Origin of the sequence: Aquabacter albus, from assembly GCF_040049275.1 — a bacterium.
Taxonomy (GTDB): domain Bacteria; phylum Pseudomonadota; class Alphaproteobacteria; order Rhizobiales; family Xanthobacteraceae; genus Aquabacter.
In genome coordinates this window covers 213,110-239,325 of the sequence record NZ_JBDZDT010000002.1, presented here as the reverse complement: position 1 = coordinate 239,325, position 26,216 = coordinate 213,110, and the positions used below count along the sequence as shown (strand labels likewise).

The 26,216-nt window shown below is 67.2% G+C and carries 17 protein-coding genes and 1 pseudogene; 6 read left to right on the top strand and 12 right to left on the bottom strand.

The features are described 5' to 3' along the window. Positions 1-23: 23 nt before the first annotated feature. The 5 genes from ABLE91_RS04145 to ABLE91_RS04125 all read right to left on the bottom strand — a co-directional run bounded on the left by ABLE91_RS04145 (position 24) and on the right by ABLE91_RS04125 (position 15,792). Entirely contained in the window at positions 24-6,557 is a 6,534-nt protein-coding gene (locus ABLE91_RS04145) for an autotransporter outer membrane beta-barrel domain-containing protein (RefSeq protein WP_348928696.1), read from the bottom strand. Continuing rightward, a complete protein-coding gene (locus ABLE91_RS04140; RefSeq protein ID WP_348928694.1) occupies positions 6,544-7,365 on the bottom strand; it encodes a hypothetical protein in 822 nt (273 codons plus the stop codon). The genes ABLE91_RS04145 and ABLE91_RS04140 overlap by 14 nt, the downstream gene beginning before the upstream one ends. Before the next feature lie 1,246 nt (positions 7,366-8,611). After that, a complete protein-coding gene (locus ABLE91_RS04135; RefSeq protein WP_348928693.1) occupies positions 8,612-12,319 on the bottom strand; it encodes a vitamin B12-dependent ribonucleotide reductase in 3,708 nt (1,235 codons plus the stop codon). A 391-nt stretch (positions 12,320-12,710) separates the two neighbouring features. Beyond that, entirely contained in the window at positions 12,711-14,564 is a 1,854-nt protein-coding gene (mutL, locus tag ABLE91_RS04130; RefSeq protein WP_348928691.1) for a DNA mismatch repair endonuclease MutL, read from the bottom strand. 277 nt (positions 14,565-14,841) lie between these two features. Next, positions 14,842-15,792: a ring-cleaving dioxygenase gene (locus ABLE91_RS04125; protein ID WP_348928690.1), complete on the bottom strand. Its 951-nt coding sequence runs from the start codon at positions 15,790-15,792 to the stop codon at positions 14,842-14,844. Between the two features lie 176 nt (positions 15,793-15,968). On the opposite strand from ABLE91_RS04125, the gene queE reads away from it, so the two are divergent. Continuing rightward, the gene (gene queE, locus ABLE91_RS04120; protein ID WP_348928688.1) at positions 15,969-16,601 is read left to right on the top strand and encodes a 7-carboxy-7-deazaguanine synthase; all 633 of its coding nucleotides are present in this window, start codon (positions 15,969-15,971) and stop codon (positions 16,599-16,601) included. Between the two features lie 11 nt (positions 16,602-16,612). Further along, on the top strand, positions 16,613-16,969 hold the full coding sequence (gene queD / locus ABLE91_RS04115; protein ID WP_348928686.1) for a 6-carboxytetrahydropterin synthase QueD: 357 nt from the start codon (positions 16,613-16,615) through the stop codon (positions 16,967-16,969). A 214-nt stretch (positions 16,970-17,183) separates the two neighbouring features. Here queD and ABLE91_RS04110 read toward each other — a convergent pair whose 3' ends face one another. Further along, positions 17,184-17,723 (bottom strand): NADPH-dependent FMN reductase, encoded by a 540-nt coding sequence (locus tag ABLE91_RS04110; protein WP_348928684.1) that lies wholly within the window; start codon positions 17,721-17,723, stop codon positions 17,184-17,186. Between the two features lie 128 nt (positions 17,724-17,851). On the opposite strand from ABLE91_RS04110, the gene ABLE91_RS04105 reads away from it, so the two are divergent. Continuing rightward, positions 17,852-18,487: a MarC family protein gene (locus tag ABLE91_RS04105; protein WP_348928682.1), complete on the top strand. Its 636-nt coding sequence runs from the start codon at positions 17,852-17,854 to the stop codon at positions 18,485-18,487. Positions 18,488-18,594: 107 nt separating this feature from the next. Next, positions 18,595-19,188 carry a Dps family protein gene (locus tag ABLE91_RS04100; protein WP_348928681.1) on the top strand — a complete coding sequence of 198 codons (594 nt, stop codon included), beginning with the start codon at positions 18,595-18,597 and terminating at the stop codon, positions 19,186-19,188. A gap of 233 nt (positions 19,189-19,421) precedes the next feature. Here ABLE91_RS04100 and ABLE91_RS04095 read toward each other — a convergent pair whose 3' ends face one another. The 3 genes from ABLE91_RS04095 to chpT form a co-directional block, all read right to left on the bottom strand. Then, on the bottom strand, positions 19,422-20,105 hold the full coding sequence (locus ABLE91_RS04095; RefSeq protein ID WP_348928679.1) for a sulfite oxidase-like oxidoreductase: 684 nt from the start codon (positions 20,103-20,105) through the stop codon (positions 19,422-19,424). Positions 20,106-20,137: 32 nt separating this feature from the next. Then, positions 20,138-21,145 (bottom strand): LLM class flavin-dependent oxidoreductase, encoded by a 1,008-nt coding sequence (locus ABLE91_RS04090; RefSeq protein WP_348928677.1) that lies wholly within the window; start codon positions 21,143-21,145, stop codon positions 20,138-20,140. Positions 21,146-21,248: 103 nt separating this feature from the next. Further along, positions 21,249-21,902: a histidine phosphotransferase ChpT gene (gene chpT / locus ABLE91_RS04085; RefSeq protein ID WP_348928675.1), complete on the bottom strand. Its 654-nt coding sequence runs from the start codon at positions 21,900-21,902 to the stop codon at positions 21,249-21,251. Positions 21,903-22,114: 212 nt separating this feature from the next. On the opposite strand from chpT, the gene ABLE91_RS04080 reads away from it, so the two are divergent. Both ABLE91_RS04080 and ABLE91_RS04075 read left to right on the top strand, forming a co-directional pair. Continuing rightward, a complete protein-coding gene (locus tag ABLE91_RS04080) occupies positions 22,115-22,729 on the top strand; it encodes a DUF1134 domain-containing protein (protein WP_348928673.1) in 615 nt (204 codons plus the stop codon). A 130-nt stretch (positions 22,730-22,859) separates the two neighbouring features. After that, positions 22,860-24,086 (top strand): coiled-coil domain-containing protein, encoded by a 1,227-nt coding sequence (locus tag ABLE91_RS04075; protein ID WP_348928671.1) that lies wholly within the window; start codon positions 22,860-22,862, stop codon positions 24,084-24,086. Positions 24,087-24,174: 88 nt separating this feature from the next. Here the strand turns inward: ABLE91_RS04075 and ABLE91_RS28925 are convergent. The 3 genes and pseudogenes from ABLE91_RS28925 to ABLE91_RS04065 form a co-directional block, all read right to left on the bottom strand. Beyond that, positions 24,175-24,243: pseudogene (locus ABLE91_RS28925) on the bottom strand (hypothetical protein); the annotation flags it as partial. Positions 24,244-24,320: 77 nt separating this feature from the next. After that, a complete protein-coding gene (locus ABLE91_RS04070) occupies positions 24,321-25,334 on the bottom strand; it encodes a zinc-binding alcohol dehydrogenase family protein (protein ID WP_348928669.1) in 1,014 nt (337 codons plus the stop codon). Positions 25,335-25,440: 106 nt separating this feature from the next. Beyond that, positions 25,441-26,151 (bottom strand): alpha/beta hydrolase, encoded by a 711-nt coding sequence (locus ABLE91_RS04065; RefSeq protein WP_348928667.1) that lies wholly within the window; start codon positions 26,149-26,151, stop codon positions 25,441-25,443. Positions 26,152-26,216 lie beyond the last annotated feature (65 nt).

Sequence of the window (26,216 nt, the reverse complement as noted above, 5' to 3'; positions counted from 1 at the left end):
CCGCCCGGAGGCGGCCGGCGGCCTCAGAAGCGGGTGGCGAGGCGCAGGCTGCCCTCCTGGCCCAGGAAGTGCTCGCCGATCTGCGCCTTGTATTCGCCGCGCAGCTCGTACTTGTCCTGCGCGAACAGCTGGAGTCCCACCCCTAGATCGACCAGAAAATCGGGCATGTAGGTGGTGGAGATGAAGGCGTTGCCGTCCCTCACGTTATCGTAGATGTCCACCTGAGTGCTCAGCCCGTCATTGGTGAGATAGGTGATGCCGGTGGTGAAATAAGGCCGCAGCCAGGTGTCGGGGCTGAGATCCAACCGCGCGCCGATCTCCACCGCCGGATGGACCGCGAAGGTCCATTCGCTCACGTTGCCGACCTGCATGTCGAACAGCTGACCCTGAGCCGTATAGCCCTCCGCATGGGTGTAAATGACGTCGAAGTCCACGAACGGGCGCACATACCAGCCCGAGAAGGCGAACTCGTAGGCCGCCCGCGCCCGCAGGCCGCCGGTCCACACGGTGGAATCGTTGGAGGTCTGCCAGCTCGCGTCACCCACATCGAACAGGTTCTGGATGGTGTTCACCCCGTAGCCGAGGTGGGCCGAGCCGGCGAAGAGCCACGGGCCCACCTGGTGCTTCAGGGCGAGCGAGACATCGCCGCCATTGCCCTGGAACGAGGTGTAGCTGTCGGTGGTCTCGCCCCAGCTCGAGGTGTAGCCGGCGGTGGCGCCCAGGAACCAGCCCTCGGCGATCTCCCACTGGCCGCCGATGCGGTAGGTGATGGCGTTCTGGGTGGCGCCATCGAAGCTCCAGGTATCGTCCGTCTTCGCCTGGCTGCCGATGATGCGGGTCCACACGCACTGGCTCTCGTTGATCATGGTGCCGGTATCCACAAAGACGGGGCAGCTCATGGCGGCGGAGAGGGACGTGGAGACGTTCTGGGTCTGCACCATTGCCGGCTGGCCGAGGCCTTCCGGCGAGGTGCTCTCGAGGACGTCCTGGTAGTCCTTCACCGAGGTGATGTTGGCGAGCTTTCCGAACAGCTTCGCCGGATTGGTGTTGCTCTTGTCCCAGTCGCCCTGCCAGCTTTCCACCATCGCGCGCTCGGTGTCGCTGAGCGGCCGATGGGCGGCGCCCGCAAAATCCGCCGACGTGGCCTTCAGCTCGATGCGGGCGGAGTTTCTGTCGATCGCCCACGTGATGGGACTGCCGGGAGTGGGCGCAACGGTCAGGCTATACGATGCATCGAAGTGCCCGCCATAGTACGAGATGCCGTTGGTCGCCTGCGCAATGGTAAAGCTCGAGAAGGGGGTGAGGTTCTCAACCACATGGGGCAGGATCTTGCCGCCTTGCAGCAGGATCTGGCCGTCCACCGTCAAAAAGTCGCTCTTCTGCCCGGACGCGAGACTGTCCACATCGACCCTCATGGTTCCGCCGAAACGCATCTCCGCCACGCCGTTCGGATCGGAGCCCCCCGAGAGGATGTGAAGCTTGCCGATCGCGCCATCCCCACCGATGCTCAAGATGCCTGTGTTCTCAAACAGGCCACTGTTGCCGAGCTTCATGACCCCATCCAGGCCGGCCCGGCTGTTGTAAACACCACCCGCATAATTGAAGAAGACATTGCTCTCGTTCGAGCCGCCTTCGACGAGATTGAGATCGCCGGTGATGGTGCCGTTATTGTTGATCTGTTCCCTGCCGAAGGTGCCGATGACGGCCGTTCCGGAGGCGGCGCTGATCTTTCCGCCCTTCTGGACATTGATGCTGTTTATGTTGTTGAGCAGCCCGCCTTCGACCCTTACGGCCGCGCCCTTGCCGGACCCGCCGGTGATGGAGCCGAACGTCTCCACCGTCATGACCCCGCCTGCCCGGGTGGGGTCCAGGGTGCCATCGGTCTTCTGCACGCCGCTCTGGAGGAAGACGCCGTAGGCATCCTCCCCCTTCGCCGAGATGATGCCGTTGTTCGTGATGGTGATCGCGCCGCCCACGCCCGTCATGAGCGCGCCGCGGCTCTGCCCCTCCACCGGAGTGGACGTGCCCGTGAAATAGGTGGTCCCGCCGCCGGCGCCGAGGCTCTGGGCGTAGATGCCGTGCGCGCGCTTCCCCGTGGTCTTGATGGAGGTCTTCTCCTCCAGATCCACCTTGATGGTGCCGCCATTGCCGTCGGCGCCCCTCATGACCTTGCGCTCGCGGAGGACGCCGGACGGATCGACGAAAAATTCCGTGACCAGCGTCGCAACCTGGATGGGCAGGGCGGGCCGGCCGGTGCTCACGCCGCCATACCCCCCGCCGCCGCCGATGGACTGCACGAACACGCCGTGGGCGGCCTCGCCGGAGGTGGACACCGCGCCGGCCTTCTGCAGCAGGATGGCCACGGGGCCGCCATTGCCACCGGTGCCGCCGGTGCCGCCGAGCTTGGCGGTGTTGGCGAGGAACCCGTCCGAGCCGGCATCGGCCCCGAAGCCGCCGCCGCCGCCGATGCTCTGCGCGAAGATGCCCATCGCGCCGAGACCGGTGGTGGTGATGGTGCCGGTGTGGGTGACCTTTACCTCGCCGCCGGCGCCACCGCCGCCGCCGGTGCCGCCGATGGAGCCTCCCACGCTGGGGGTGGGCAGGATGGTGGAGGAGACGTCGCCGGTGCCGCCGCCGGCAGCTTCGGACCGGTTCTTCGCCAGCTGGTTGATGATCTGCTGGGCGCTCGCCTTCTCCACCTCGGTGGCGTTGGCGGACTTCAGGGTGGTGTCGGCCACGGTCTTCAGCATGTCCTCGGCCTCGCGCAGCGCTTCGGCGGCCTCCTTGGAGGTGGTGAGCACCTCGGGCGCGTCAGGATCGACCCGGCTGATGAGCAGCGCGCCGCCGCCGCCGCCCACGCTCTGGGCCACGAGGGCGTGGGCGTCCCGGCCGGAGGTGGCCAGGACGCCGCTATTCTCCACCGTCACCGTGCCGCCCTTGGAGCTCTTGCCGCCCGATCCGCCGACCTTGGCGTCCACGTGCAGGGAGATGGAGTTCGCGCTCGATGCCGCGCCGCCGATACCGCCGCCGCCGCCCACCGATTGCGCGAACAGGGCGAAGGACGCGTCGCCATGGGTCGTCACGATGCCGCCGCCGGTGGCGGCGTCGCGGACGTTCCTGATGGTCACGGTGCCGCCATCGCCGCCGTCGCCGCCGGTTCCGCCGATGCTGAGGTTGATGTTCAGCTTGTTGTCGCCGGCGGCCACCGCCGCGCCGCCGCGTCCGCCGCCGCCGCCCACCGACTGTGCGAGGATGGCCGTGCTCGTGTTGCCCCGGGTGGTCACCGTGCCCGCATTGACGATGGTGACCTCCCCGCCATTGCCGCCGGCGCCGCCCTTGCCGCCCACGGCGCCGGTGAGGTTCACGTTGGGAATGCTGGGATTGAACTCAGCGAACTTCTGACCCTTGTACCAATCCTTGATGATGCTCTCGAAGGCATTGAGCAATATTCCCGCCGGAATCAGCGGGAGGGCATTGAGCAGATAGGTCGTTCTCTGCGAAGGATCGAGGCCCTCTGCACCCTCTTTCAATTCCAGGCCAACCTTGACGATCTTGAAGATAGCCTTCAGATGCTTCATGGTGTCTTGGACGGAAGAATCCTTGTCCAAGGGATTGAGCGCCTTCTTGGCGTTCTCCTTGTCTTCCACGGTGATGGTGGTCTTCGCGTCCTTGCTTTCGCCCTCGTCGGCCTTCTCGGTGGCGACCCGCGACCTCACATAGGTCGCGACGTCGTTGGCCTTCAGCAGCTCGCCGCCGAGCTGGACGACGAACTTCCAGGGATCATCTCCGATCGTCGGGGCCGCCTTGATGGTCCCGGTGAAGCTGCCGCCATCGCCACCGCCGCCGCCCACGCTCTGGGCGAAGATGCCCACCGAGCCGTGGCCCTGGGTCCCGATGAGGGCGCCCAGATGGTTGTCGACGGTCACCTTGCCGCCCGCGCCGCCGCCTCTCCTGCCGTCCGTGCCTTCCTTGCCCGCATCTCCGCCCAATTGCAGGGTGCCGGTGAGCATGCCCCCGCCGCTCGCCAGATAGCCGCCGGCGTCGCCGCCGCCGCCACCGACGCTCTGGGCGTGGATGGCCTTGGCGTTGGCACCCTCGGTCAGAATGCTGCCGGCATTGACGACACCCACCGTGCCGCCCGCGCCGCCCTTGCCGCCGCCGCCGCCCAGTACGAACTGCCCCCCGACGGAAACGGCCGTGGGGAGGATGCCCGTGACCGTACTGGTCACATCGTTCCAGGATATGCCCTGATTTGCCTTGGCCTCGCCCGAGCCACCCTTGCCGCCGCCGCCGCCGATGCTGATGGCACTGATGCCGCGGGAAAAGCCGCCCGAGGTGGTGATCTTGTCCCAGTTGGTGGCGGAGACGGCGCCGCCGTCGCCGCCGTCGCCGCCTTTGCCGCCGAGGGTGATGGCGATGGGGACGTCGATGAGGAAGCCGAGCGCGTCCGAGACCGAGCTTGCCGCACCGGCATAGCCGCCGCCGCCGCCGACGCTCAGCAGGTCCATGCCTTCGGAGCTCGCGCCCGTGGTGGTAATGGACGCGCGGTTGTTCACGGTGACGCTGCCCCCCGCGCCGCCCTTGCCGCCCGTGCCGCCCACGGTGAAGGTCAGGCTGAAGGTCGGCATGTTGGGGGGCGCGACCGCCAGGGCGTAGGCGGAGGCGTTGCCCCCCACGCCGCCGCCGCCGCCGATGCTCGACGCCGAGATTCCGGCCGCCTCCCTGCCGGAGGTGTGGATGATCGATTCGTTATCCACCACCACCTTTCCGCCTTTTCCCCCGTCGCCGCCCGCGCCGCCGATGGCGACCGAGATGTCCGCGACGCCTGCGGTTCTCGCCGCGGCGCTTCCGCCGAAGCCGCCGCCGCCGCCCACGCTCAAGGCGAGGATGCCGGCCGCCTTGTCACCGGTGGTGGTGATGGAGGGGACGGACCACTTCTCGCCCGTTGCGCGGCCGGTGCCGGACGCGAGGCTGAAGGCCCATGCCTTCTCGTCGATCAGCGTGGCGTCCGCCGTCGCGTCGTCGAGATGGTTGCTGGCGCGGATATAGACCTCGCCGCCGTCCCCGCCGCCGCCGCCCCGGCCGCCGAGGGCGATGCCGTGCCACGGCGACACGCCGTTGGCGCTGCCGCCGTCCCCGCCGCCGCCGCCCACGCTCTGCGCCACGACGCCGACGGCGCCCTTGCCGTCGGTCTTGATGGTTCCGCCCTGCACGACGCGGACGGTGCCGCCATTGCCGCCCGATCCGCCATCGCCGCCGACGAACAGGCCGAAGCCGCCCCTGCCGCCGCCGCCCGTGGACATGCCCGGCACGATGGCCGTCATCTGGAAGGCGTCCGCCGGATTGCCGCCGGCGACGCTCTGGGCCACCATGCCCACGGAGCCTTCGCCATTGGTGGTGATGGTGCCGAAATTGCTGACGGCAAGGGTGCCGCCCGGCCCCCCCGGCCCACCATCGCTCCCGAAATATCCCACGGCGCCCCTGCCGCCATTGCCGCCCGCGGAGAGGGCGAACAGGCCGAAGCTGTACATTCCGGACGTGGCGATCGATGCACCGTTGGTGGCGACCACATCCCCGCCCTTGCCGCCCTTACCGCCCGTGCCGTCCCACCCGACCGCGACGCGGCCACCCGTGCCGCCGGCGCTCTGGATGAGCACGCCCGGCGAGGAATCCCCATTGGAGGTGATGGAGCCCGCATTGCGGAAGGTCACCTTGCCGCCGTCGCCGCCCTTGGCGCCGATCAAGGTGGTGAAGCTGCTGCCGCGGTTCTGGTCATAGGCCCACCCGGCGAGGCTTTCGACGATGATCGCCGGCGCGGACGCACCAATGGTGCTGACACTGGCGTTCTTTCCGACGGTCACGGAGACCGTGCCGCCATTGCCGCCGGCGTACGTCGCCTCATCCATGTCTTTCGTCCGGGCGCCGGGCGCGGAATTGCCGCCCACCGACCGGGCCCAGACCCCACCATAGTACTTGCCTTCGGCGGCGACGGCGCTGTTCACGGTCAAATCGATCGTGCCGCCCTGCCCGCCGGTGGAGGCGAGGTATCCGGTAGAGTTTCCGCCGTTCCCACCCTGGGAATAGACCATGAGGAGGGCGCCGCCGCGGTTGAGCCAGCGCGAGTCCGTATAATATTTCGTGGCGCTTATTCTACCGACGACCGACAGCAGGCTCTCGATGGTTTGCTTCGTGGAGCAATTGTACGTGCGGTCGAGATGCTGGGCCTTGCCCCTTGCTCCGCAAAGGTCGCTCAGGGTGCTGCCGGGATGTCCCCAGCCCAGCTGCTGATTCTGCCGCCCGACCAGGGCGCCGTTCTGGACGAGGCTTATGCTCCCCCCGTTCCCGCCGGCCGCCCCGTGCAGGCCGCGGCCTTCATGGCCGTTGCCCCCGTCGCCTCCCATGGCCCCGATCTGCACCGCGACGCCGCGGGTATTGTCCCTGGTGGTCGAGTAGCTGTTGATGATGTTGATGTTGCCGGTCGCAGTGCCGGGGGTGGGATTGTTCCCGGTGTTGTAGGAATCCGTTCCGTAAGTCCCGAAGAGCTCATATCTCCCCACGGACACCGGCGAAGGGCTCTGCGCCGCAGCCGGCATGGATGCCAGTGCCAGAGGCGTGGCCAAGGCCAGCAGGCTGATCCCCGTAAGACACTGCGCGCGAAAAAGCCCCGGGCGACGCCCAGCCGGAATGCGAAAGCACATGGATATCCCCCCTAAACCCATCAAGAAAAGAAGGCGCCAGCACCCCTTGGGCTTCGTCACCGAGGGTGCTGATGCTTTTGGTATTGGTGACGAGCACGGACCCGCCGCTGTTTCTGAAGAAGATGCTGCTCTTCCCGCCGCCGCCGTAAATCGTGGGTGCGGTCGCCTGGAAGGCGTCGAGTGCGTGTGCGCCGCCGACGCTCTGGGCGAGGATGGCGGTGGAGCCTTTGCCCCTGGTCTCGATGGTTCCGTCCTGGGTGACCGAGACGGGCCCGGCGAGGCCGGTATCGCCGCCGTTGGCGCCGGAGACAAAGATGCCCGTGCCGCCTGCCCCGCTTACGGACTGGTCCATAACGTCGAAACTGTAATCGCCCCTGGTCGAGATGGTGCCGGTATTGTGTCGTTGGACCCGGCCGCTATTCCCACCCCGGCCTCCGGGAGCCGTGAGCAGGGCTGCATGGCCCGCGTTTCCACCTGCTCCGTCGACGCTTTGCAGCGTGATGGCGGAAGAGCCATCGCCAGTGGTGGAAATGCCGCCCAGGTTCGTGACTGTCACCAAACCTGTGGAGCCTCCGTAGCTCGGATAGCAGCCCTCTGTGTCTGCGTTACCGCCATTCCCGCCGGTCGATCCGACCTCGAACGCCGCCGACATCGCGTCCGTGATCACCGGATTGATCCAAATGTAGATCGCTGGAGGCGCGTCGGAGCGGGCCCCACGTTACTGCTATGGACAAGGCTCTGCGACACGGAAGCCCGGCCGTTCTGTCCCTTTTGCGTGACTTTGACGGCCTGAGCCTCACTCGCCGTGGAGGCGATGACGGCGAACAGGCTTGTGCCGCTCGGCAGCAGGGCCAAAGTCAATGTGCGGCCTTTTCGCGAGCCCGCATGCCTGCGCAGATTGGCAGGACTCGATGGGACAGCGTTTTCGAAATCGGATAGAATATGAAAGAAATGCGCCCCCGAAGACCCACGCTTATGCAATTGCATGCGCCCCGCTCCCCCTGCCAGCGATGCAACGTGCAAATTTAATGAACCCCTATTGCACCCATTCGTGGATTAACACGGCCTCCGACTGTACGCAGCAAGAGAATTGTTTCATTTCCCTACCATATTCCGCCCGGAAAAGCAGTAAGTTATTGACATCTCTCAGCGTCAGTGCGGATTATATAGACTGGGCGGGCAAGAGCTTTTCGACGCGCCCAGCCTTCGTCTTGGCTCTCAAGCCGGGATCAGAACAAGAGCTGCTCAAAATCGTAGGCCACGACCGAACAAAACATGAACACTATGCTGCCCGTCGGCGGAGTACGCGGTGAGTGGAGGATATAGGCCCGACAATTCAGTGATCGTACTGCGTGGTGTTGGGCCAGTTCGAGATGGTTGCGATGTTGTGTCGTACTCCGATCGAAGCCCGCATTCATTGTTGCGCTTCACCAGCAAAATGAGCCTGTGAACGAAAGCAACGGCTCTCGATCATCCATCACCGTTGCTTACAATTTCAGTTGGACGCCACTTATGTATATTGTTGAGATTCAAGATTAACCCATCGCGCTTGGAATTAGTAATCTTACAAAATCGACGGAAACCTTTAAATTTCAATCCATGACAATGCATCGCTCGTACGCGATTGTCGGCCACGACCGAGCCGGTGGTTGGGCGAATCCGTGCAAAAGGCACCGTCCCTAAACTCAAACCGCTAGGAGACGCTTCCGGCAGTTCGGCCGTGAAAGCTCGCCTTCCATGAAGAAAGGGCCGCCGCGAAATGCAACAGCCCTTCTTGCGAGCGCCAATCCAAAACGCAACTACGAATATATATTTCGCAACTGGGTCAAACCAGATGTGCGATTGAACTCAAACTGAGCGACCTTTGGGTGCAAACCAACACGCCACTCAGAATCAGGCAGCCAGCCCCCCACTCAGCTGCAGCCCGTTGTCGACCCACACGTGTCACACTTCATGCATGTCCCATTCCGCACTAGCGTGAAGTTCATGCATTCCGGGCACGCCTCGCCCTCATAGCCGCGGGCGCGGGCTTCGGCGCGGCGTTCGGCGGTGCGGGCCGCGGCGCCCCAGGGGAGCGCCTTGTCCAGAACGCTCTCGGCGGCCGCCTCAAGCTCCTCCACCTCTTCGGCGAGGCCCTGCTCGGGCTCCGGCTTCAGGGCGGTGGCGCCTTCGGTGCGGCGCAGCATGGTGACGTTGTCAGCGGCGCTGCGCACGTCCGGGGTCGGCGGCACGAGGTTCACGGTCTTCCCGCGCACCAGGCCCTTGGACACCACGCGGGCCGCCGGGGACGGGGCCTTGCCCTCTTCCACCCCCTTGCCGAGGGCGTCGAAGCCGGTCTCGGAGGGCTCCACATGGCCGAGGTCGCTGCGGCCGAGATAGGACACCGCCAGCTCGCGGAACACATAGTCGATGATGGAAGTGGCGTACTTGATGGTGTCGTTGCCCTGCACCGGGCCGGCGGGCTCGAAGCGGGTGAAGGTGAAGGCGTCCACATATTCCTCCAGCGGCACGCCATATTGCAGGCCGAGGGAGATGGCGATGGCGAAGTTGTTGAGGAGCGAGCGGAGCGCCGCGCCCTCTTTATGCATGTCGATGAAGATCTCGCCCAGCGCGCCGTCATCATATTCGCCGGTGCGCAGATAGACCTTGTGGCCGCCCACAACCGCCTTCTGGGTGTAGCCCTTGCGGCGGTCGGGCATCTTCTCCCGCTCGCGCACGCGGTGCTCGACGATGCGCTCCACCACCCGCTCGACGATCTTCTCGGTCACCGCAGCCGTGCGGGCGGCGTTGGGCTGGGCCACCAGGGCCTCCACCGCATCCTCCTCGTCCTCATCGTCCGCAACGAGCTGGGCGTTGAGGGGCTGGGAGAGCTTGGAACCGTCGCGATAGAGCGCGTTCGCCTTGAGCGCGAGGCGCCAGGAGAGGAGGTAGGCCTCCTTGCAGTCCTCGACGGTGGCGTCGTTCGGCATGTTGATGGTCTTGGAGATGGCGCCCGAAATGAAGGGCTGCGCCGCCGCCATCATGCGGATGTGGCTTTCCACAGAGAGGAAGCGCTTGCCGATGCGCCCGCAGGGCGAGGCGCAGTCGAACACGGCCAGGTGCTCGGCCTTCAGGAAGGGCGCGCCCTCCAGGGTCATGGCGCCGCACACATGCACGTTCGCCGCATCCATGTCGGCCTTCGAGAAGCCGAGATGGGCGAGGAGGTCGAACTTGGCATCGGCGAGCTGGACGGCGGTGACGCCCAGCGTCTTCACCAGGAACTCCTCGCCGAAGGTCCAGCGGTTGAAGGCGAACTTGATGTCGAACGCCGTCTTCACCGCCGCTTCCGCCTTAGCGATGGCCGCGTCGTCGAAGCCCTTGGCACGGAGCGAGGAATGGTTGATGGCCGGGGCCTGGGCGAGCGAGCCGTGGCCCACCGCATAAGCCTCGATCTCGGCGATCTGCGCCTCGCCATAGCCGAGCGCGCGCAGCGCCTCGGGCACGGCGCGGTTGATGATCTTGAAATAGCCGCCGCCGGCCAGCTTCTTGAACTTCACCAGCGCGAAATCGGGCTCGATGCCGGTGGTGTCGCAATCCATCACGAGGCCGATGGTGCCTGTGGGGGCGATCACCGAGACCTGGGCGTTGCGGTAGCCATGGGTCTCGCCGCCGGCCAGCGCCCTGTCCCACGCCTTCTTGGCGTGCTCGACAATGCGGGCGTCCTTGCACGAGGCATGGTCGAGGGGCACCGGGTTGACGGAGAGGCCCTCATAGCCCGCCGCCTCGCCATAGGCGGCGCGGCGGTGGTTGCGGATCACCTTGAGCATGGCGTCGGCGTTCTTCGCATATTGCGGGAACGTGCCGAGCTCGGAGGCCATCTCGGCGGAGGTGGCGTAGCAGATGCCGGTCATGATGGCGGAGATGGCGCCGCAGATGGCGCGGCCTTCTGCCGAGTCATAGGGAATGCCCGACGACATGAGCAGGCCGCCAATATTGGCGTAGCCGAGGCCCAGCGTGCGGTACTGGTAGGAGAGTTCGGCGATCTGGCGCGAGGGGAACTGCGCCATGAGCACGGAGATTTCCAGCACCACGGTCCACAGCCGCACCGCATGCTCGAAGCTCTCCACGTCGAAGCGCTTCTCGGCGTCGCGGAACTGGAGGAGGTTCAGCGAGGCGAGGTTGCAGGCGGTGTCGTCCAGGAACATGTATTCCGAGCACGGGTTGGACGCCCGGATCTCGCCGCCCGCCGGGCAGGTGTGCCAGTCGTTCACCGCGGTGTGGAACTGGATGCCGGGGTCGGCGCAGTGCCACGCCGCCGAGCCGATCTTCTCCCACAGCTCGCGGGCCTTGATGGTCTTGTGGACCTTGCCGTCGATGCGGCGGATCAGGTTCCAGTCGGCGTCCGCCTCGACCGCCCGCAGGAAGTCGTCGGTGACGCGCACGGAATTGTTGGAATTCTGGCCGGCCACCGTCAGGTAGGCCTCGCCGTCCCAGTCGGTGTCATAGATGGCGACATCGATGTCGGTATAGCCCTGGCGGCCATACTGGATCACGCGGCGGATGGCGGCGTCCGCCACCCCCGCCTTGCGGGCGGCCTTGATCTCGCGCTTCAGCGCCGGGTTCTTCTCCGGCTCGAAGCAGGAATCGCCGTCGCCTTCGCAGTTCACGCAGGCCTTGAGCACCAGCTTCAAGTGTTTGGCATTGATCTTCGAACCGGTGACGAGCGCCGCCACCTTCTGCTCCTCGATCACCTTCCAGTCGACGTAAGCCTCGATGTCCGGATGGTCGGCGTCCACCACCACCATCTTGGCGGCGCGGCGGGTGGTGCCGCCGGACTTGATGGCGCCCGCCGCGCGGTCGCCGATCTTCAGGAAGCTCATGAGGCCGGACGAGCGCCCGCCGCCGGAGAGCTTCTCGCCCTCTCCGCGCAGCGAGGAGAAGTTGGAGCCGGTGCCGGAGCCGTACTTGAACAGGCGCGCCTCGCGCACCCACAGATCCATGATGCCGCCCTCGTTCACGAGGTCGTCGGCCACCGACTGGATGAAGCAGGCGTGGGGCTGGGGGTGCTCATAGGCCGAGGTGGAGGAGACCAGCTTGCCGGTCTCGTGGTCCACGTAGAAATGGCCCTGGCCCGGCCCGTCGATGCCATAGGCCCAGTGCAGGCCGGTGTTGAACCATTGCGGGGAATTGGGCGCCACCATCTGCATGGCGAGCATGTAGCGGTGCTCGTCATAGAAGGCCTGGGCGTCGGCCTCGCTGGCGAAATAGCCGCCCTTCCAGCCCCAATAGGTCCAGGTGCCGGCGAGACGGTCGAACACCTGCTTGGCCGAGGTCTCGCCGATGAAGCGCTGCTCCTTGGGAAGATTCGCAAGGGCCGCCTCGTCGGGCACGCCGCGCCACAGGAAGGAGGGAACGGAATTCTCCTCCACCTTCTTGATGCGTGCGGGCACGCCGGCGCGGCGGAAATACTTCTGGGCGAGGATGTCGCTGGCCACCTGGGAGAAGTGCGCGGGCACCTCGATGCCGTCCTGGCGGAAGACCACGGACCCGTCAGGGTTGCGGATCTCGCTCGCCGTCTCGCGGAATGCGATGGCGGCATAGGGCGACTGACCGTCAGTGGTGTAGCGACGTTCGACGCGCATGTCCGAAACTCCTCAGCCCCCAGGGCAAGTATGGCTCAAAAAGGCGGCAGCCGCGACGCAACGATCGGGTGCAACGGCTCGCGCCGCCCCGGAACCTGGGCTGCTGTGTTTGGGAAGGACGACGAGCCGTTCCGACCATGTGGCCGAAATGTGCCCGCCGCCTAGGAGACGAACGCTAGTGTGAGTCTGGCGTCCGCGTCAAACACAGATTTAGGGCTCCGAAGGCCGTCCGCCTACTAAATATAGTGGCACAGGGGATGTTAACAAGAGATGAACACCCTTGCTCCGGCTGGGGTTTGAGCCCTTCTTTCGCCACGCTGAAGGTGAGGCGGCAAAGGGTGGCTTATGCACATCATCCACAGCCCCGATGCCCCAAAATATGGGGCCGCACCTACCGACGCGCGAACAATTTCTCCACATCACCCAAAGAGAGCGTGACGAAGGTGGGCCGCCCGTGATTGCACTCCCCGGCATTAGGGGTCGATTCCATCTCGCGAAGCAACGCGTTCATCTCTTCGACTCGAAGCCGCCGCCCGGCCCGCACGGAGCCGTGGCAGGCCATGGTGGCCGCTACATGTAGTAGGCGGCGCTCCAAAGGCAGCGCATCGTCCCATTCAGCGGCGTGCTCGGCCACGTCCAGCACCAGCTTGGTGACGTCCGCATTCTTCAGGAGCGCCGGCACCTCACGCACCAGAACGGCGCCATGGCCGAACGATTCGAGCACGAGGCCGAGGCCGGCAAGGTCGGTAGCGCGTTCCGCGAGCCGGTCCGCCTCCACGGGGTCGAGCTCCACCACCACGGGCACGAGAAGACCCTGGCGGGAGACGCCGTCGCGCTCCAGCGCGGCCTTGAGCTTCTCATAGACCAGGCGCTCATGGGCGGCGTGCTGGTCCACCAGAACGAGGCCCTCTCGGGTCTGGGCGAGGATATAGGTTTCGTGAAGCTGGGCGCGGGCGGCCCCTAGCGGCCGGTCGAGATCCACCGCGCTCGGGGCGGCCTCGGCGGGGCGCGAATCGGCGGAGGGCGCGCCGAGGTCGAAGCGGGACTGCGCGGGCGAGGGCTCGAAATCCCCCTGCCCCGCCTCGTCGAAGCTGGCGGGGCGGGAGGGCGAGGCGCGCCAGTCATAGAAGCCGGCGGGCACCGCCTCGGCCGGGCGGTAATAAGGCGCCGCGCGGGCGGGCGCCGGCTCCAGCTCCGGCGCGCGGGCCAGCGCCACCAGCCGGTCGGCGATGCTGGCGGCGGTGCGCGGCGCCCGCTCAGCCAGCGCATCGGTGAGGGTGCGCACGATGAGGGCGCGGATGTTGCCGCCGTCGCGGAACCGCACCTCGGTCTTGGCGGGATGGACGTTCACGTCCACCTCGCGCGGGTCGAGGGTGATGAACAAGGCCAGCAGCGGGTGGCGGTCGGAGGGGAGCAGGTCCGAATAGGCCGCCCGCACGGCGCCCATCAGCAGCTTGTCGCGCACCGGGCGGCCGTTCACGAACAGATATTGGGACAGCGAATTGGCCTTGGAGAAAGTGGGCAGGCCCGCCAGCCCCTCCAGCCTTGCCCCGCCCCGCTCGCCTTCCACGGGCACGAGGTTGCGCCCCGCCTCCGCCCCCAGCACGTCGGCGATGCGCTTGGTGCGGCCGTCCGCGTCGGTGTCGCGGGCGGGATAGGTGACGGGGCCGCGCTCCTCGGAGACGAGGGTGAAGGCGATGTCCGGCCGCGCCAAAGCGAGGCGGCGCACCACTTCCACGGCGGCGGCGCCCTCGGCGCGGTCGGATTTGAGGAATTTCAACCGCGCGGGGGTGGCGAAGAACAGGTCGCGCACCTCGACGCGGGTGCCGCCATTCAGCGCCGCCGGGCGCGGTGGGGTGAGGATGCCGCCATCCAGCCGGATCTCGAAGGCATGGGCCGCGCCGGGCGGGCGGCTGGCGATGGAAAGCCGCGCCACCGCGCCGATGGAGGGCAGCGCCTCGCCCCGGAAGCCCAAAGTGGAGATGGAGAGGAGATCCTCGGTGGGCAGCTTGGAGGTGGCGTGGCGCTCGACGGCGAGGGAGAGGTCGTCCGGCCCCATGCCGCCACCATCGTCAGAGACGCGGATGAGTCGTCGTCCGCCGCCATCGATCACCACCTCGATGGCCCGCGCGCCGGCATCGATGGCGTTCTCCACCAATTCCTTCACCACCGCGGCCGGCCGCTCCACCACTTCGCCGGCGGCGATGCGGTCGATGAGGATGGGGGGCAGGCGGCGAATGGTCATGACGGCGCGACTCGGGGGTGGGCGAGCGGGCAGTATAGGGCAGAGGCGCCGCAGGGGTCTCCACCAAGAACAATCGTCATCCCCGGACTTGATCCGGGGATCCACGCCTCTCCGTTAAGCACCCACCCAGCGGAGCTCCGTGGATGGCCGGGACAAGCCCGGCCAGGACGATGGTGTTGGCGGAGGGGTGGGCTCGAAAGAGAGATCCCCGGGTCAAACCCGGGGATGACGAAAGACGGAGGATGGCGAGCGACGGGACGATGCCCCTTTCACGCGCTCACACCGTCACGAGCGGCTTCAGCCCGGCCTCGATTTCCTTGCGCTGCCCTTCCAGGAAGGGCGGGAGTGCCAGCTTCTCGCCCAATGTCTCCATGGGCTCGTCGGAGGCAAAGCCCGGCCCGTCCGTGGCCAGCTCGAACAGGATGCCGTTGGGCTCGCGGAAATAGAGGCTGCGGAAATAGAAGCGGTCCACCGGCCCGGAGGACGGCACCCGATATTTGTTCAACAGCTCGGTCCAGGCGTCATATTCGCCGAAGGTGGGCACGCGGAACGCCACGTGATGGACGCCGCCCGCCCCTTGCCCGGCCGGCGCCAGACCCGGCTCGACCCGCACATGCACCTCGGCGGCAGGACCGCCCTCCCCCATCTCGTAGACGCTCACCTCGGCGCCATCCACGGCGTCATAGGCGCGAACCTTCTTCATGCTCATGAGGACGGTCAGCACCGCATCGGTGGGCGCGAGATCGGGCACGGAGAGGGTGATGGGGCCGAGCCCACGGATCTGGTGCTCCGCCGGCACGGGGCTCTTCGCCCAAGGGACGCCCGGGCCTTTCCCGCCATCCACGACGAGGCTGAGGCGCTGGCCTTCCTTGTCCTCGAAATCCAGCGTCGCCCGGCCGTCGCGCACGGCGATGGCCTGCGCGGCGACGCCCTTCTCCCTCAGGCGCGCCGCCCAGTAATCGAGCGCCGCCTCGGCCCGCACGCGGAGCGCGGTGCGCACTACGGAATGGGTGCCGCGCTGCTCGCGGCCCACGGGCCAGTCGAAGAAGGTGAGGTCGGTGCCGGGATTGGCTTCCCCGTCCGCATAGAAGAGGTGGTAGGCCGAGGTGTCGTCCTGGTTCACCGTCTTCTTCACGAGGCGCATGCCCAGCGTGTCGGTGTAGAAATGGTGGTTATAGGCTGCATCCGCCGTGACGGCGGTGAGGTGGTGGATGCCGGTGAGCTGCATGGCTCGTCTCCTGCGGCGCGCGGCGCCGCGTTCAAAAGTGCGTGCCTTCGTGTAAGGCCCTCGCGACTTGAGGTAATGCGTGGGGCTCAAAGGTGCGAGCGGCGGTTTCGCAAGGTGAGCTTGCAGCACCGCATGGCGCTTTCCTCCCGCGCCCAGAAGCCGTAAGTCGTCGTCTCATGTCGTATGCCGTGAAGGAAATGTTCAAGACGCTCCAGGGCGAGGGCGCCCAGGCCGGGCGTGCCGCCGTGTTCTGCCGCTTTGCGGGCTGCAATCTGTGGTCCGGGCGCGAGGAGGACCGGGAGGAGGCCGTCTGCCGCTTCTGCGACACCGATTTCATCGGCATGGACGGCGAAGGCGGCGGGCGCTTTGCGGATGCGGACGCACTGGCGGAGGCGCTGGTGCGCACCTGGGCGGGCGAGGAGGCCCGGCGCTTCGTGGTCTTCACCGGCGGGGAGCCGCTCCTGCAGCTGGACGCGGCCCTCATCGCCGCCGCCCATGCCCGCGGCTTCGAGATCGCGGTGGAGACCAACGGCACGCAGGTTCCCCCCGAAGGCATCGACTGGATCTGCGTCAGCCCGAAAGCGGGAGCGGGGCTGGTGCTCACCCGCGGCCAGGAGCTGAAGCTGGTCTATCCCCAGCCCGAATTGCTGCCGGAGAGCGTGGCGCGGCTCGATTTCGCCCACTTCTTCCTCCAGCCCATGGACGGGCCGGCGCGGCTGGAGAACACGCAAGCGGCGGTCGCCTATTGCCTCGACCATCCGCAATGGCGCCTGTCTCTCCAGACCCACAAGATGATCGGCATTCCGTAAGGGGCGTAGACGTGCGGATTACCCAGGCGTTCAATTTCGAGGCGGCGCACCGCCTGCCCAACGTGCCCCAGACGCACAAATGCTTCCGCATGCACGGGCATTCCTATCGCGTGGAGCTGGTGCTGGACGGGCCGGTGGACCCGGTGACCGGCTTCGTGGCCGACTTCTTCGACGTGGAGGCGGCCTTCGCCCCGCTCCTGAAGCAGCTCGACCACTATTGCCTGAACGAGATCGAGGGGCTGGAAAACCCCACCGCCGAGCACATCGCCATCTGGATCTGGCAACGGGCAAAGCCGTTGCTGGACGCCCTGGCGGTGGTGCGGGTGTTCGAGACGCCCATGTCCTGGGCGGAATATGAGGGGCGGTAGTTTCTTGTCCTGGGGGCATGAAACGTCGCGCAGCGACGTGGAATGCAACCCGGGACCCAGCGCGAAGGACCGCCGAAGGCGCTTCAACCGGCCGGCGCCGCCACGCGGCGATGGCGCAACGGCGCTGGTCGCGGGATGACGGCTTCGCCGAAGTCTTGCGCTGGGTCCCGGATCTGCATTCGCGCTACGCGCTCACTTGTCCAGGACAAGCTGCCTACCCCCCGACGAAACCCTTGAACGCCGCCAGCTGCTTGCCAATGAAATCCAGGGTCGGCTGGTCGTTCAGCTCCCCCGCCTCGCTCACCTTCTTGTGGGCCGTGCTCACCATCACTTCCGGCACGTTCATCACGCGGGCGTCCAGGCCCACGAGGATCTGGCGCAGGTGATACTGGGCGCGGGCGCCGCCGAAGACGCCCTGAGAGGCCGAGAGGATCAGGAGCGGCTTGCCCTTCAGCGGCTGGGGCTTCACGCGCGAAGTCCAGTCGATGGCATTCTTCAGGCCGCCGGGGACGGAATAATTGTATTCCGGCGTCACGATCACCAGCGCGTCGGCCGCGCGGATGGCCTCGCCCAGCGCGACCACGGTCTGCGGCAGGCCCTCGGCCTCGATATCCCCGTCATAGATCGGCAGTTCGGCCACGGACGGCAGGCGCTCGATCTCGACCCCTTCCGGCGCCAGGCCGCCCAAGGCCCGTGCGACGGCGGCGTTGTAGGAGCCCTTGCGGACGCTTCCGACCCAGACCACCCATTTCATTGCTGGCTCCCCCATACGATGCGCGTTGTTAGCGCCAGTGGATCACGGCACGACGACGCTTCCGCCGCATGGCACATGGCCTGGAAACATCGCATCTTGTGCGGCGATCGGAAACCGGGCGGGGGCCAATGCTGGAAGACCTCAATCTGCTGGTGACGCAGTTCGTCACCCTGTGGGCCGTGCTGGAGCCCATCAGCCACCTCTCCCTCTTCCTCGCCACCACCTCCGACATGACCCCGAAGCAGCGCCACAAGGTGGCGGTGCTGTGCTGCGCATTCGCCTTCCTGATCCTCACCTTCTTCATCATTGCGGGGCGGGCGCTGCTGGATGCCATGGGCATCTCCGTGCTCTCGTTCCAGATCGCCGGCGGGCTTGTCCTGTTCATGTACGCCACCAGCATGATCTTCTCGGAGCCGCACACCCCGCCCGCTCTGGAAGTGAGCTCGGACAAGCACGTCGCCTCGCTCGCGGTCTATCCGCTCGCCATCCCCATCATCGCCGGGCCGGGCGCGATCCTCTCCGTGGTGATCCTCTCGGACAACAACCGGCACGTCCTGTCCCATCAGGCGGTGACCATCGCGGTGGTGGCGATGCTCATGCTCATCCTCATGGTGCTGTTCTGGCTGGGCGACTACGTAATCAAGGTCATCGGCACGTCGGGCGCAAACCTCATCCGCCGCATCATGGGGCTGGTGCTGGCGGCCCTCTCGGTGGACATTGTGCTCACCGCGCTCTCCCGTTGGCTCAGCCTGCCGCCCATCTGAGATGCGGTGAGACACCGCAATGGGCCACGTGCAAGCTGGAACATAACCGTCACGGGATCGCTATAAGCAAGGCCGGCATAGCAACCGGCTCAATCCAGGAGAGTGACATGCCGGCCAGGACCCCTCGCACCCCCGCCAAGACTGCCACCGCGAAGACGGTCGCCCCGAAGCCCGCCGCCAAGGCGCCTTCCGCCGCGAAGGCCCGGCAGACCGCTGCGCTCCAGACCCCGTCCAACCTTGTGGGCTCGAACGCCGTGAAGGATCTGGCCGGCGCGCTCACCGCCCTGCTCGCGGACGTGTTCGCGCTCTACCTGAAGACCAAGAATTTCCACTGGCACGTCTCGGGCCCGCACTTCCGCGACTACCACCTGATGCTGGACGAGCAGGCCGACCAGATCTTCGCCATGACCGACGACATCGCCGAGCGCGTGCGCAAGATTGGCGGCACCACGCTGCGTTCCATCGGCCATGTGGCGCGGCTCCAGCGCCTCAAGGACAATGACGCGGACTACGTGACCCCCGAGGACATGCTGGCCGAGCTGCGCGAGGACAACATCCAGCTCGTCGCCGCCATGAAGGAGGCGCACAACCTCGCTGACGAGCACGAGGACATCGCCACCGCCTCGCTGCTGGAGAACTGGACCGACGAGACCCAGCGGCGCATCTGGTTCCTCTTCGAGACCACCCGCCGCGCGGTGTGAGGGCGGGCGCTTTTTCGTGAGCGCAATTTTGTTGTCCTGGGCGCATGCAGCGTGAGCGGAATGCGACCCGGGACCCAGCGCAAGGGACCGCCGAAGGCGCTTCAATGAGCCTCCGCCGCCACGCGGCGGAGGCGTGTTTTAACGCTGGTCGCGGGTTGACGGCTTCGCCGAAGTCTTGCGCTGGATCCCGGATCTGCGCTCAGCCTGCGGCTTCGCTTGTCCAGGACAAAAGCTCAATCCCCCGAATAGCGCTCCTCCTTCCAGGGGTCGCCGCGCTCGTGATAGCCGCGCACCTCCCAGAAGCCGAGTTCGTCGCTCGCCACGAACTGAATGCGCTTCAGCCACTTGGCGCTCTTCCAGAAATACAGATGCGGCACCACGAGGCGCAGCGGCCCGCCATGCTCGCGGGTGAGCGGCGCGCCTTCCCAGCTATGGGCGAGGATGGCGTCGGGGGCGGCGAAATCCATGAGCGGCAGATTGGTGGTGTAGCCGTCGAAGGAATGCAGCACCACGAAATGCGCGTCCTCGCGCGGCTCGACGATGGCCAGCAGGTCGCGGGTGGAGACGCCGTCCCACCTGTTGTCGTAGCGCGACCAGGTGGTGACGCAGTGGATATCAGTCACCTCGCGGGTCTGGGGCAGCGCGCTGAACGCGTCCCAGGTCCAGTGCATGGGCTTGTCCACGAGCCCGTCCACGTCCAGCGACCAGCGGAACGGGGGCAGATGCGGCTGGATGCCCAGATCCAGCACCGGCCAGTCCTTCACTAGGTGCTGGCTGGGCGGCAGGCGCTCGGCCTCCGGACGGGCGATGCGGCCAGTGAGGAATTTGTGTTCCTGCGCCCAGCGCTGCTTGGTGGTGGTGAGCTTGGTCGGCGGGGCATGGACGCCGGACACCGGCGTATCGTCGTCCTCGGTCATGGGTGCCTCCGTGCGGAGCAGATCGACCGAGGCTAGGACAGAGCCGGCTCCGCCGAAAGGTCGGCGTGCACGTCCGCGAGGATTTCGTAGGAGCGCACGCGGGCAGCGGGGTCGTGGATGGCGGACGCCACCATCAATTCGTCCGCGCCGGTCTTCTCGAGGAAGGCGCGCAGCGAAGTCCGCAGCGTCTCCCGCGACCCGACGAAGGAGCAGGCCAGCATGCCGGAGGCGTGGGCCTTCTCCATGGGCGACCAATAGGTCTCGATATCGTCGATGGGCTCCGGCAGAAGGCCGCGGGTGCCGCGCACCATGTTGGTGAAGGCCTGCTGCGCCGAGGTGAACAGGCGGCGCGCCTGCGCGTCCGCATCGGCGGCGATGATGTTCACGCCCACCATGGCGTGGGGCTTGGCGAGCTGGGCGGACGGCTCGAAGCGCTCACGATAGACGGCAAGCGCCTGCATCAGCGCGTCCGGGGCGAAATGGGAGGCGAAAGCGTAGGGCAGGCCCAGCATGGCCGCGAGCTGCGCGCCGAACAGGCTGGAGCCGAGGATCCAGAGCGGGACGTTGGTGCTGGTGCCCGGCACCGCCTGCACCTTCTGGCCCTCCTGGAGGGGACCGAGCAGGGCCTGAAGCTCCAGCACGTCCTGCGGGAAGGTGTCCGCCGCCTGCGGATCGCGGCGCAGCGCCCGCATGGTGCGCTGGTCCGTGCCCGGCGCGCGGCCGAGGCCGAGATCGATGCGGCCGGGGAAAAGGGTCGCCAGTGTGCCGAACTGCTCGGCGATCACCATGGGCGAGTGGTTGGGCAGCATGATGCCCCCTGCCCCGACCCGGATGGTCTTCGTGCCCGCCGCCACGTGGCCGATGACCACCGAGGTGGCGGCCGAGGCGATGCCGATCATGTTGTGGTGCTCGGCGAGCCAGAAGCGCTGGTAGCCGAGCCGCTCCGCATTGCGCGCCAGATCGAGTGAGTTGCGCAGCGCGTCAGCGGGCGTGCCGCCGTGGGGCACGTGGGCGAGGTCGAGAATGGAAAACGGGGGCATGAGGCGGACGGCTCCTGAGGCAGGCCGGCAGATACGCGCCCCCGCCGGCGCCCTTCAGATTGGGGCGCGCCCGTCTGTTCGCAAGGTCAGCCGGGCGTGTGCCTCAGCCGGGGAGCGCGGAGAGCGTCACCGTGTCCCCATCCTGCGCGAAGGCGACGGCGAGGCCGCACTCGCGGGCGAGCATGCCGGCGTAGTAGGGCTGGATGGCGTGGGCATCGAGGCCATCCTCCGGCACCGTCCCGCCCAGAAGCGCGGAGACCGAGGCCGGGATGCGGGCGCTGGCGCCGCCGCTGGAGAGCACGAACCCCTCAGACGGGCCACCAGGAGCCGCCGAAACGGTGATCACGCCGCCGCGCGGAATGGTGGTGCCCGCCAGCAAGGTCAGGTTCAGCAGCAGCTTCACCCGGTTCTTGGGCTGCAATTCCCGCGGCAGCGTCCATTCGATCTTGGTGCGGCTGTCTTCCATCATGCCGCGCACCACCATTTCGGCATCGCCGAGGTCGATGGTGGCGCCGGCGGACCCGGCCGCGCCGAAGGCAAGGCGCGTGAACTGGAGCCGGGCGGAGGCCTGCCGGGCGCTCTTGGCGATGAGGTCGAGGGCCACCTCGCGCATGTCGGCGGCGTCCTCGTCCTCCAGAACTTCCAGGCCGTTGACGATGGCGCCCACCGGGCTGATCACGTCATGGCAGACGCGCGAGCACAGGAGCGCCGCAAGGTCGAGGGCCGAGATGGCGACTTTCACGGAAGCTTCGGACATGGCGGTTCCGCGTGGCAGCGGGGCCACCGGAGCGGCCCGGCGATTCCCGCGGAAGAAAGAAGGAAGGGTCTGATATACTGGCCTCCGCCGGGCCACAAGCCGGCGCAGGATTCCATGGCCCTTGCGGACGGCCTTTTCTGCGTCACAGTCGTTCGCGAAAGTTTCGCGCCGATTCGCGGCGCCCTGTCCATGACGCTCATTGCGAGACGCCCATGACCGCCAAAGCCGCTTCGCGCCCCGCCCTCGCTCGCTTCGCCGCGCTGGCCCTGTTCCTCACCGCGTTTGCAGGCGCGGCCTCGGCCCAGCAGCCGAGGGTTCAGCAGGCCCCCCCGCCCGGCCAGCCGGCGCCCTATTCCACCAACGAACTGGTGAGCAAGGGCCATTCCTTCTTCGGCAGCGTGTCGAAGGGCCTCGCGCTTTCCATCGAGAAGGCGGTGGGCGACAGGGGCCAGCCCAACGGCTACATTCTCGGCCAGGAAGGCGGCGGCGCGTTCGTGGGCGGCCTGCGCTATGGCGAGGGCGTGCTCTACACCCGCAATGCCGGCGACCTGAAGGTGTTCTGGCAGGGGCCCTCGGTGGGCTGGGATTTCGGCGGCGACGGCGCGCGCACCATGATCCTGGTCTACAATTTGCGCACGGTGGACGACATTTTCCGCCGTTTCGGCGGGATTTCCGGCTCCGCCTATCTGGTTGCGGGCTTCGGCATGACGGCGCTCACGGCCGACAATATCGTGGTGGTGCCCATCCGCTCCGGCGTCGGCGTCCGGCTCGGTGCCAATCTCGGCTACCTGAAGTTCACTCCCCAAGCGACCTGGAACCCATTCTGATCCGGAAACCGTTCTGGCATTTGCCATTTTGTGCAACGCCACGGCGGGGCGCTGGCACGCGGGCGCGCGGCATCGTATGTATGGTGTCCCACAGCGGTGAAAGCGCAGGTTCCGCGTGATCGAACAGATCATGATCTTTGTCCTCGGCGTCCTGGCGGCGACGCTCGTGGCCCTCATGGTGCTGCCTGCGGTGTGGAATCGCGCCGTGCGCCTCACCACGCGGCGCATCGAGGCGGCAGTGCCCGTCTCCATCTTCGAGATCCAGGCGGCCAAGGACCAGCAGCGGGCGCTGTTCGCGCTCAACCAGCGCCGGCTTGAGTTGCAGATCGATGCCCTTAGGGAAACCGTGAGCTCCGAGGCGCGCGTGCTGGAGCGGCACCGCCTGCGCATCCTCGATCTTGAGCGCGACCTTGCGGCGAAGACCGCCGAGCACGACGCCCTCGCGGTGCGCTTCGCGGCCGAGGAGGCCGCGCTGAAGGAGCGCACCGAGACCCTCGCCCTCACCGCCACCACCCTTGCCGCACGGGAAGCCGAGCTGGCCACCCGCACGGCCGAGCTGGCGGAGACCCGCGCAACCCTGGAGCGCACCCGCGCCGACCTCGCCGCCCAGACCGCGCGCGGCGACAAGCTCGACGCCACCCTCGCCGTCCGCGAGGCGACCATTTCCGAGCAGGCCGGCACCATCGACCAGCTGAAGACGGAAGTCGCGGGCCTGAGTGCCGACCTCACCGCCGCCCGCGCCAGGATCGCCGAGCTGGAAACCGCGCTCGCCGCCGAGCGCGAGGCCCATGGGACCCTGCGCACGAACACCGATGCCGAACGCACCCGCCTGGAGGCCGAGCTCGCCACCGAGCGCGCAGCGCTGGCGAAGGCGCTCACCACATCCGACGAGCGTGCCGGCGTCATCGCCCGGCTGGAAGGGGAAATGCGCGAGCTTTCAGCCTCGCTCGATGCCGCGCGGGTGGACCTTTCCGCCACCCAGTCGGTGGCCCGTGCCACCGAGGCGCAACGCGCGGGAGAATTCGCCGCCGCCGAGACCGAGGCGCGCCGGCTGCGCGACCAGCTGGAGATGGTGCGCGCCGACCATTCCATGATGGAAGCCGCGCTCACAAAGGCTCGCGAGGAGCGCGACGCACTTTCGGCGCGCGAGGCGGACCTCGCCGTGCTGCGCGAGACGCTGAGCGATGTGGCGGCCCGGGTGCTCGGGCAGGTCGATGGCGGTGCCGAGCCTCCCCCCACAGAGGTGGCGGAGGCGCCGGCCAACCTCGCCGACCGCATCCGCGCGGTTCGTCAGGAGCAGGCGGCAGCGCCGGCCCCCGAAAAGGTCTCCGCCACGCGGCGTTCGGCCAAGCGCTGAATTCCCTCGCGCGGTGTTGTCCTGGACAAGCGAAAGCGAAGCTTGAGCGCAGATCCGGGACCCAGCGCAAGAGATCGCCGAAGGCGCTTCACCCCATCTCCGCCGCCGCGCGGCGGAGATGCTCTTTACGCTGGTCGCGGATTGACGGCTTCGCCGGACTCTTGCGCTGGGTCCCGGATCTGCGTTCGCGCTACGCGCTCACTTGTCCAGGACAAGCAGCAAGCGTGAGCCGCCTTACCACCCCTCCAGCACCACCTTGCCGATGCTGGCACCGCTCTCCAGCGCGGCATGGGCGCGCTTCAGGTTCTCCGCATTGATGGTCCCGAAGTTCGCGCCCAGCGTGGTGCGCAGAAGGCCCTCGTCCACGAGGCCCGCCACTTCCGTCAGCAGCCGGTGCTGGGCCGCCATGTCGGGGGTTCCGAACAGCGGGCGGGCGAACATGAATTCCCACACGAAGGTCGCCGCCTTCTGCTTCAACAGGCCGATGTCCAGCGCGCCGGGATCGTCGATCACGCAGACCGCGCCCTGGGGCTTCAGCGCGGCGGCGATCTCTTTCCAGTGCTTGTCGGTCTGGGTGAGCGCGAACACCGCGTCCACCTCAGGAATACCGATGGCCTTCAGCTCCTCGGACAAGGGCTTGCGGTGGTCGATGACGTGGTGCGCGCCCAGCTCCTTCACCCATTTGGTGCTCTCGGGCCGCGAGGCGGTGCCGATCACCGTATAGGGGGTGAGGCGCCGCGCCAGCTGGGTGGCGATGGAGCCCACGCCGCCCGCCGCGCCGATGATCAGGAGGGCGCCGCCATCCCCGCCCTTCCCCACCTTCAGGCGGAGGCGGTCGAACAGGCCCTCCCAGGCGGTGATGGCGGTGAGCGGCAGCGCTGCGGCTTCCGCGAAGCTCAGAGTCTTCGGCTTCAGCGCCACGATGCGCTCGTCCACCGCGTGCAGCTCGGCATTGGTGCCGGCGCGCGGCAGGCTGCCCGCATAGAACACCTCGTCACCCACCTTGAAGAGGGTGACATCCGCGCCCACCGCCTCCACCACGCCCGCCGCGTCCCAGCCGAGGATGACTGGGGCCGCGTCCGTGCCCTGGCGGCGCATGCGGACCTTGGTGTCCACGGGGTTCACCGAAATGGCCTTTACCCGGACCAGCAGGTCGCGCGGGCCGACTTCCGGGGTGGGGGCGTCGAAATCGAACAAAGAGCGCGCCTCCGCAATGGGGAGGGAGGCCGTGTAACCAATGGCTTTCATGATGAACTCCAGACAGGATGGTCTTTGTGCCATCCATGTCGGAAACCTTGGGCCTTGCGCAAGACGGCACGTTTCCGTCACGTGGTATCGGAAATGATACGCCGGCTCAGCCCACCGCGCGCCGCTCGGCCACGTCGCCCATGAAGAAGTCCGCCGCCAGCGCCATCACCGGCGGCTGGTAGGCATGGGGGCCGTTATATTCCATATAGGTGATGTCGTATCCCGCCTGCTTCAGCAGCGCGGAATGGGTGCGCCCGCTGCGCTCGATGGGGATCTGCTCGTCGCCGATGCCGTGGGACATGAAGATGCGCGGCGCCCCCTCCTGGTGTTGTACCGACATGAAGCCCGCCGAGGACACGATGATGTGCGTCACGAACTGCCCGTTGGTGAGGCCCAGCGACATGGCATAGGAGCCGCCGTCCGAATGGCCGGCGAAGCAGATGTGGGTGGGGTCCAGCGTGTAATGGGCCGCCACCTCCTTCAGCGCCGTGTCGAGCCGCTCCCGGTCCGGCCCGTTGCCGACGATCACGATGTCCCAGGTGGGGAACTGGGATTGCGGCACCAGCAGCAGGAAGCCGCGAGAGAGCGCATGCTGCTCCATCATGGGCAGGATCTTCTCCGCATGCCCGCCACCGCCGTGGAACAGCACCATGAGGGGCGTCGGGACGGAGGGGTCGATGCCTTCCGGCACCACCAGCATGGCATCGCGCGGCTCGAACAGGCCGAGCGCGTTGCGGCCCGACGCCAGGGGCGGCTTGGTCGGCGCCACGGCCGCCGGCTGGAAGGTCAGGTGGCCGGCGAGGAAAGGATCAAGCATGACGCCCCCGATATGCGAACCTGCATACGGTATATCGAGCCCGGCCTGCGCTGGCAAAGCGCTGC

What these genes read in the sequence shown, in the direction of transcription:
- mutL (WP_348928691.1), bottom strand. Translation starts at nt 14,564, where the DNA reads ATGACCATTCGCCGCCTGCCCCCCATCCTCATCGACCGCATCGCCGCC.
- ABLE91_RS04065 (WP_348928667.1), bottom strand. Translation starts at nt 26,151, where the DNA reads ATGCTTGATCCTTTCCTCGCCGGCCACCTGACCTTCCAGCCGGCGGCC.
- chpT (WP_348928675.1), bottom strand. Translation starts at nt 21,902, where the DNA reads ATGTCCGAAGCTTCCGTGAAAGTCGCCATCTCGGCCCTCGACCTTGCG.
- ABLE91_RS04075 (WP_348928671.1), top strand. Translation starts at nt 22,860, where the DNA reads ATGATCTTTGTCCTCGGCGTCCTGGCGGCGACGCTCGTGGCCCTCATG.
- ABLE91_RS04095 (WP_348928679.1), bottom strand. Translation starts at nt 20,105, where the DNA reads ATGACCGAGGACGACGATACGCCGGTGTCCGGCGTCCATGCCCCGCCG.
- ABLE91_RS04080 (WP_348928673.1), top strand. Translation starts at nt 22,115, where the DNA reads ATGACCGCCAAAGCCGCTTCGCGCCCCGCCCTCGCTCGCTTCGCCGCG.
- ABLE91_RS04105 (WP_348928682.1), top strand. Translation starts at nt 17,852, where the DNA reads ATGCTGGAAGACCTCAATCTGCTGGTGACGCAGTTCGTCACCCTGTGG.
- ABLE91_RS04110 (WP_348928684.1), bottom strand. Translation starts at nt 17,723, where the DNA reads ATGAAATGGGTGGTCTGGGTCGGAAGCGTCCGCAAGGGCTCCTACAAC.
- ABLE91_RS04135 (WP_348928693.1), bottom strand. Translation starts at nt 12,319, where the DNA reads ATGCGCGTCGAACGTCGCTACACCACTGACGGTCAGTCGCCCTATGCC.
- ABLE91_RS04090 (WP_348928677.1), bottom strand. Translation starts at nt 21,145, where the DNA reads ATGCCCCCGTTTTCCATTCTCGACCTCGCCCACGTGCCCCACGGCGGC.
- queE (WP_348928688.1), top strand. Translation starts at nt 15,969, where the DNA reads ATGTCGTATGCCGTGAAGGAAATGTTCAAGACGCTCCAGGGCGAGGGC.
- ABLE91_RS04125 (WP_348928690.1), bottom strand. Translation starts at nt 15,792, where the DNA reads ATGCAGCTCACCGGCATCCACCACCTCACCGCCGTCACGGCGGATGCA.
- ABLE91_RS04070 (WP_348928669.1), bottom strand. Translation starts at nt 25,334, where the DNA reads ATGAAAGCCATTGGTTACACGGCCTCCCTCCCCATTGCGGAGGCGCGC.
- ABLE91_RS04100 (WP_348928681.1), top strand. Translation starts at nt 18,595, where the DNA reads ATGCCGGCCAGGACCCCTCGCACCCCCGCCAAGACTGCCACCGCGAAG.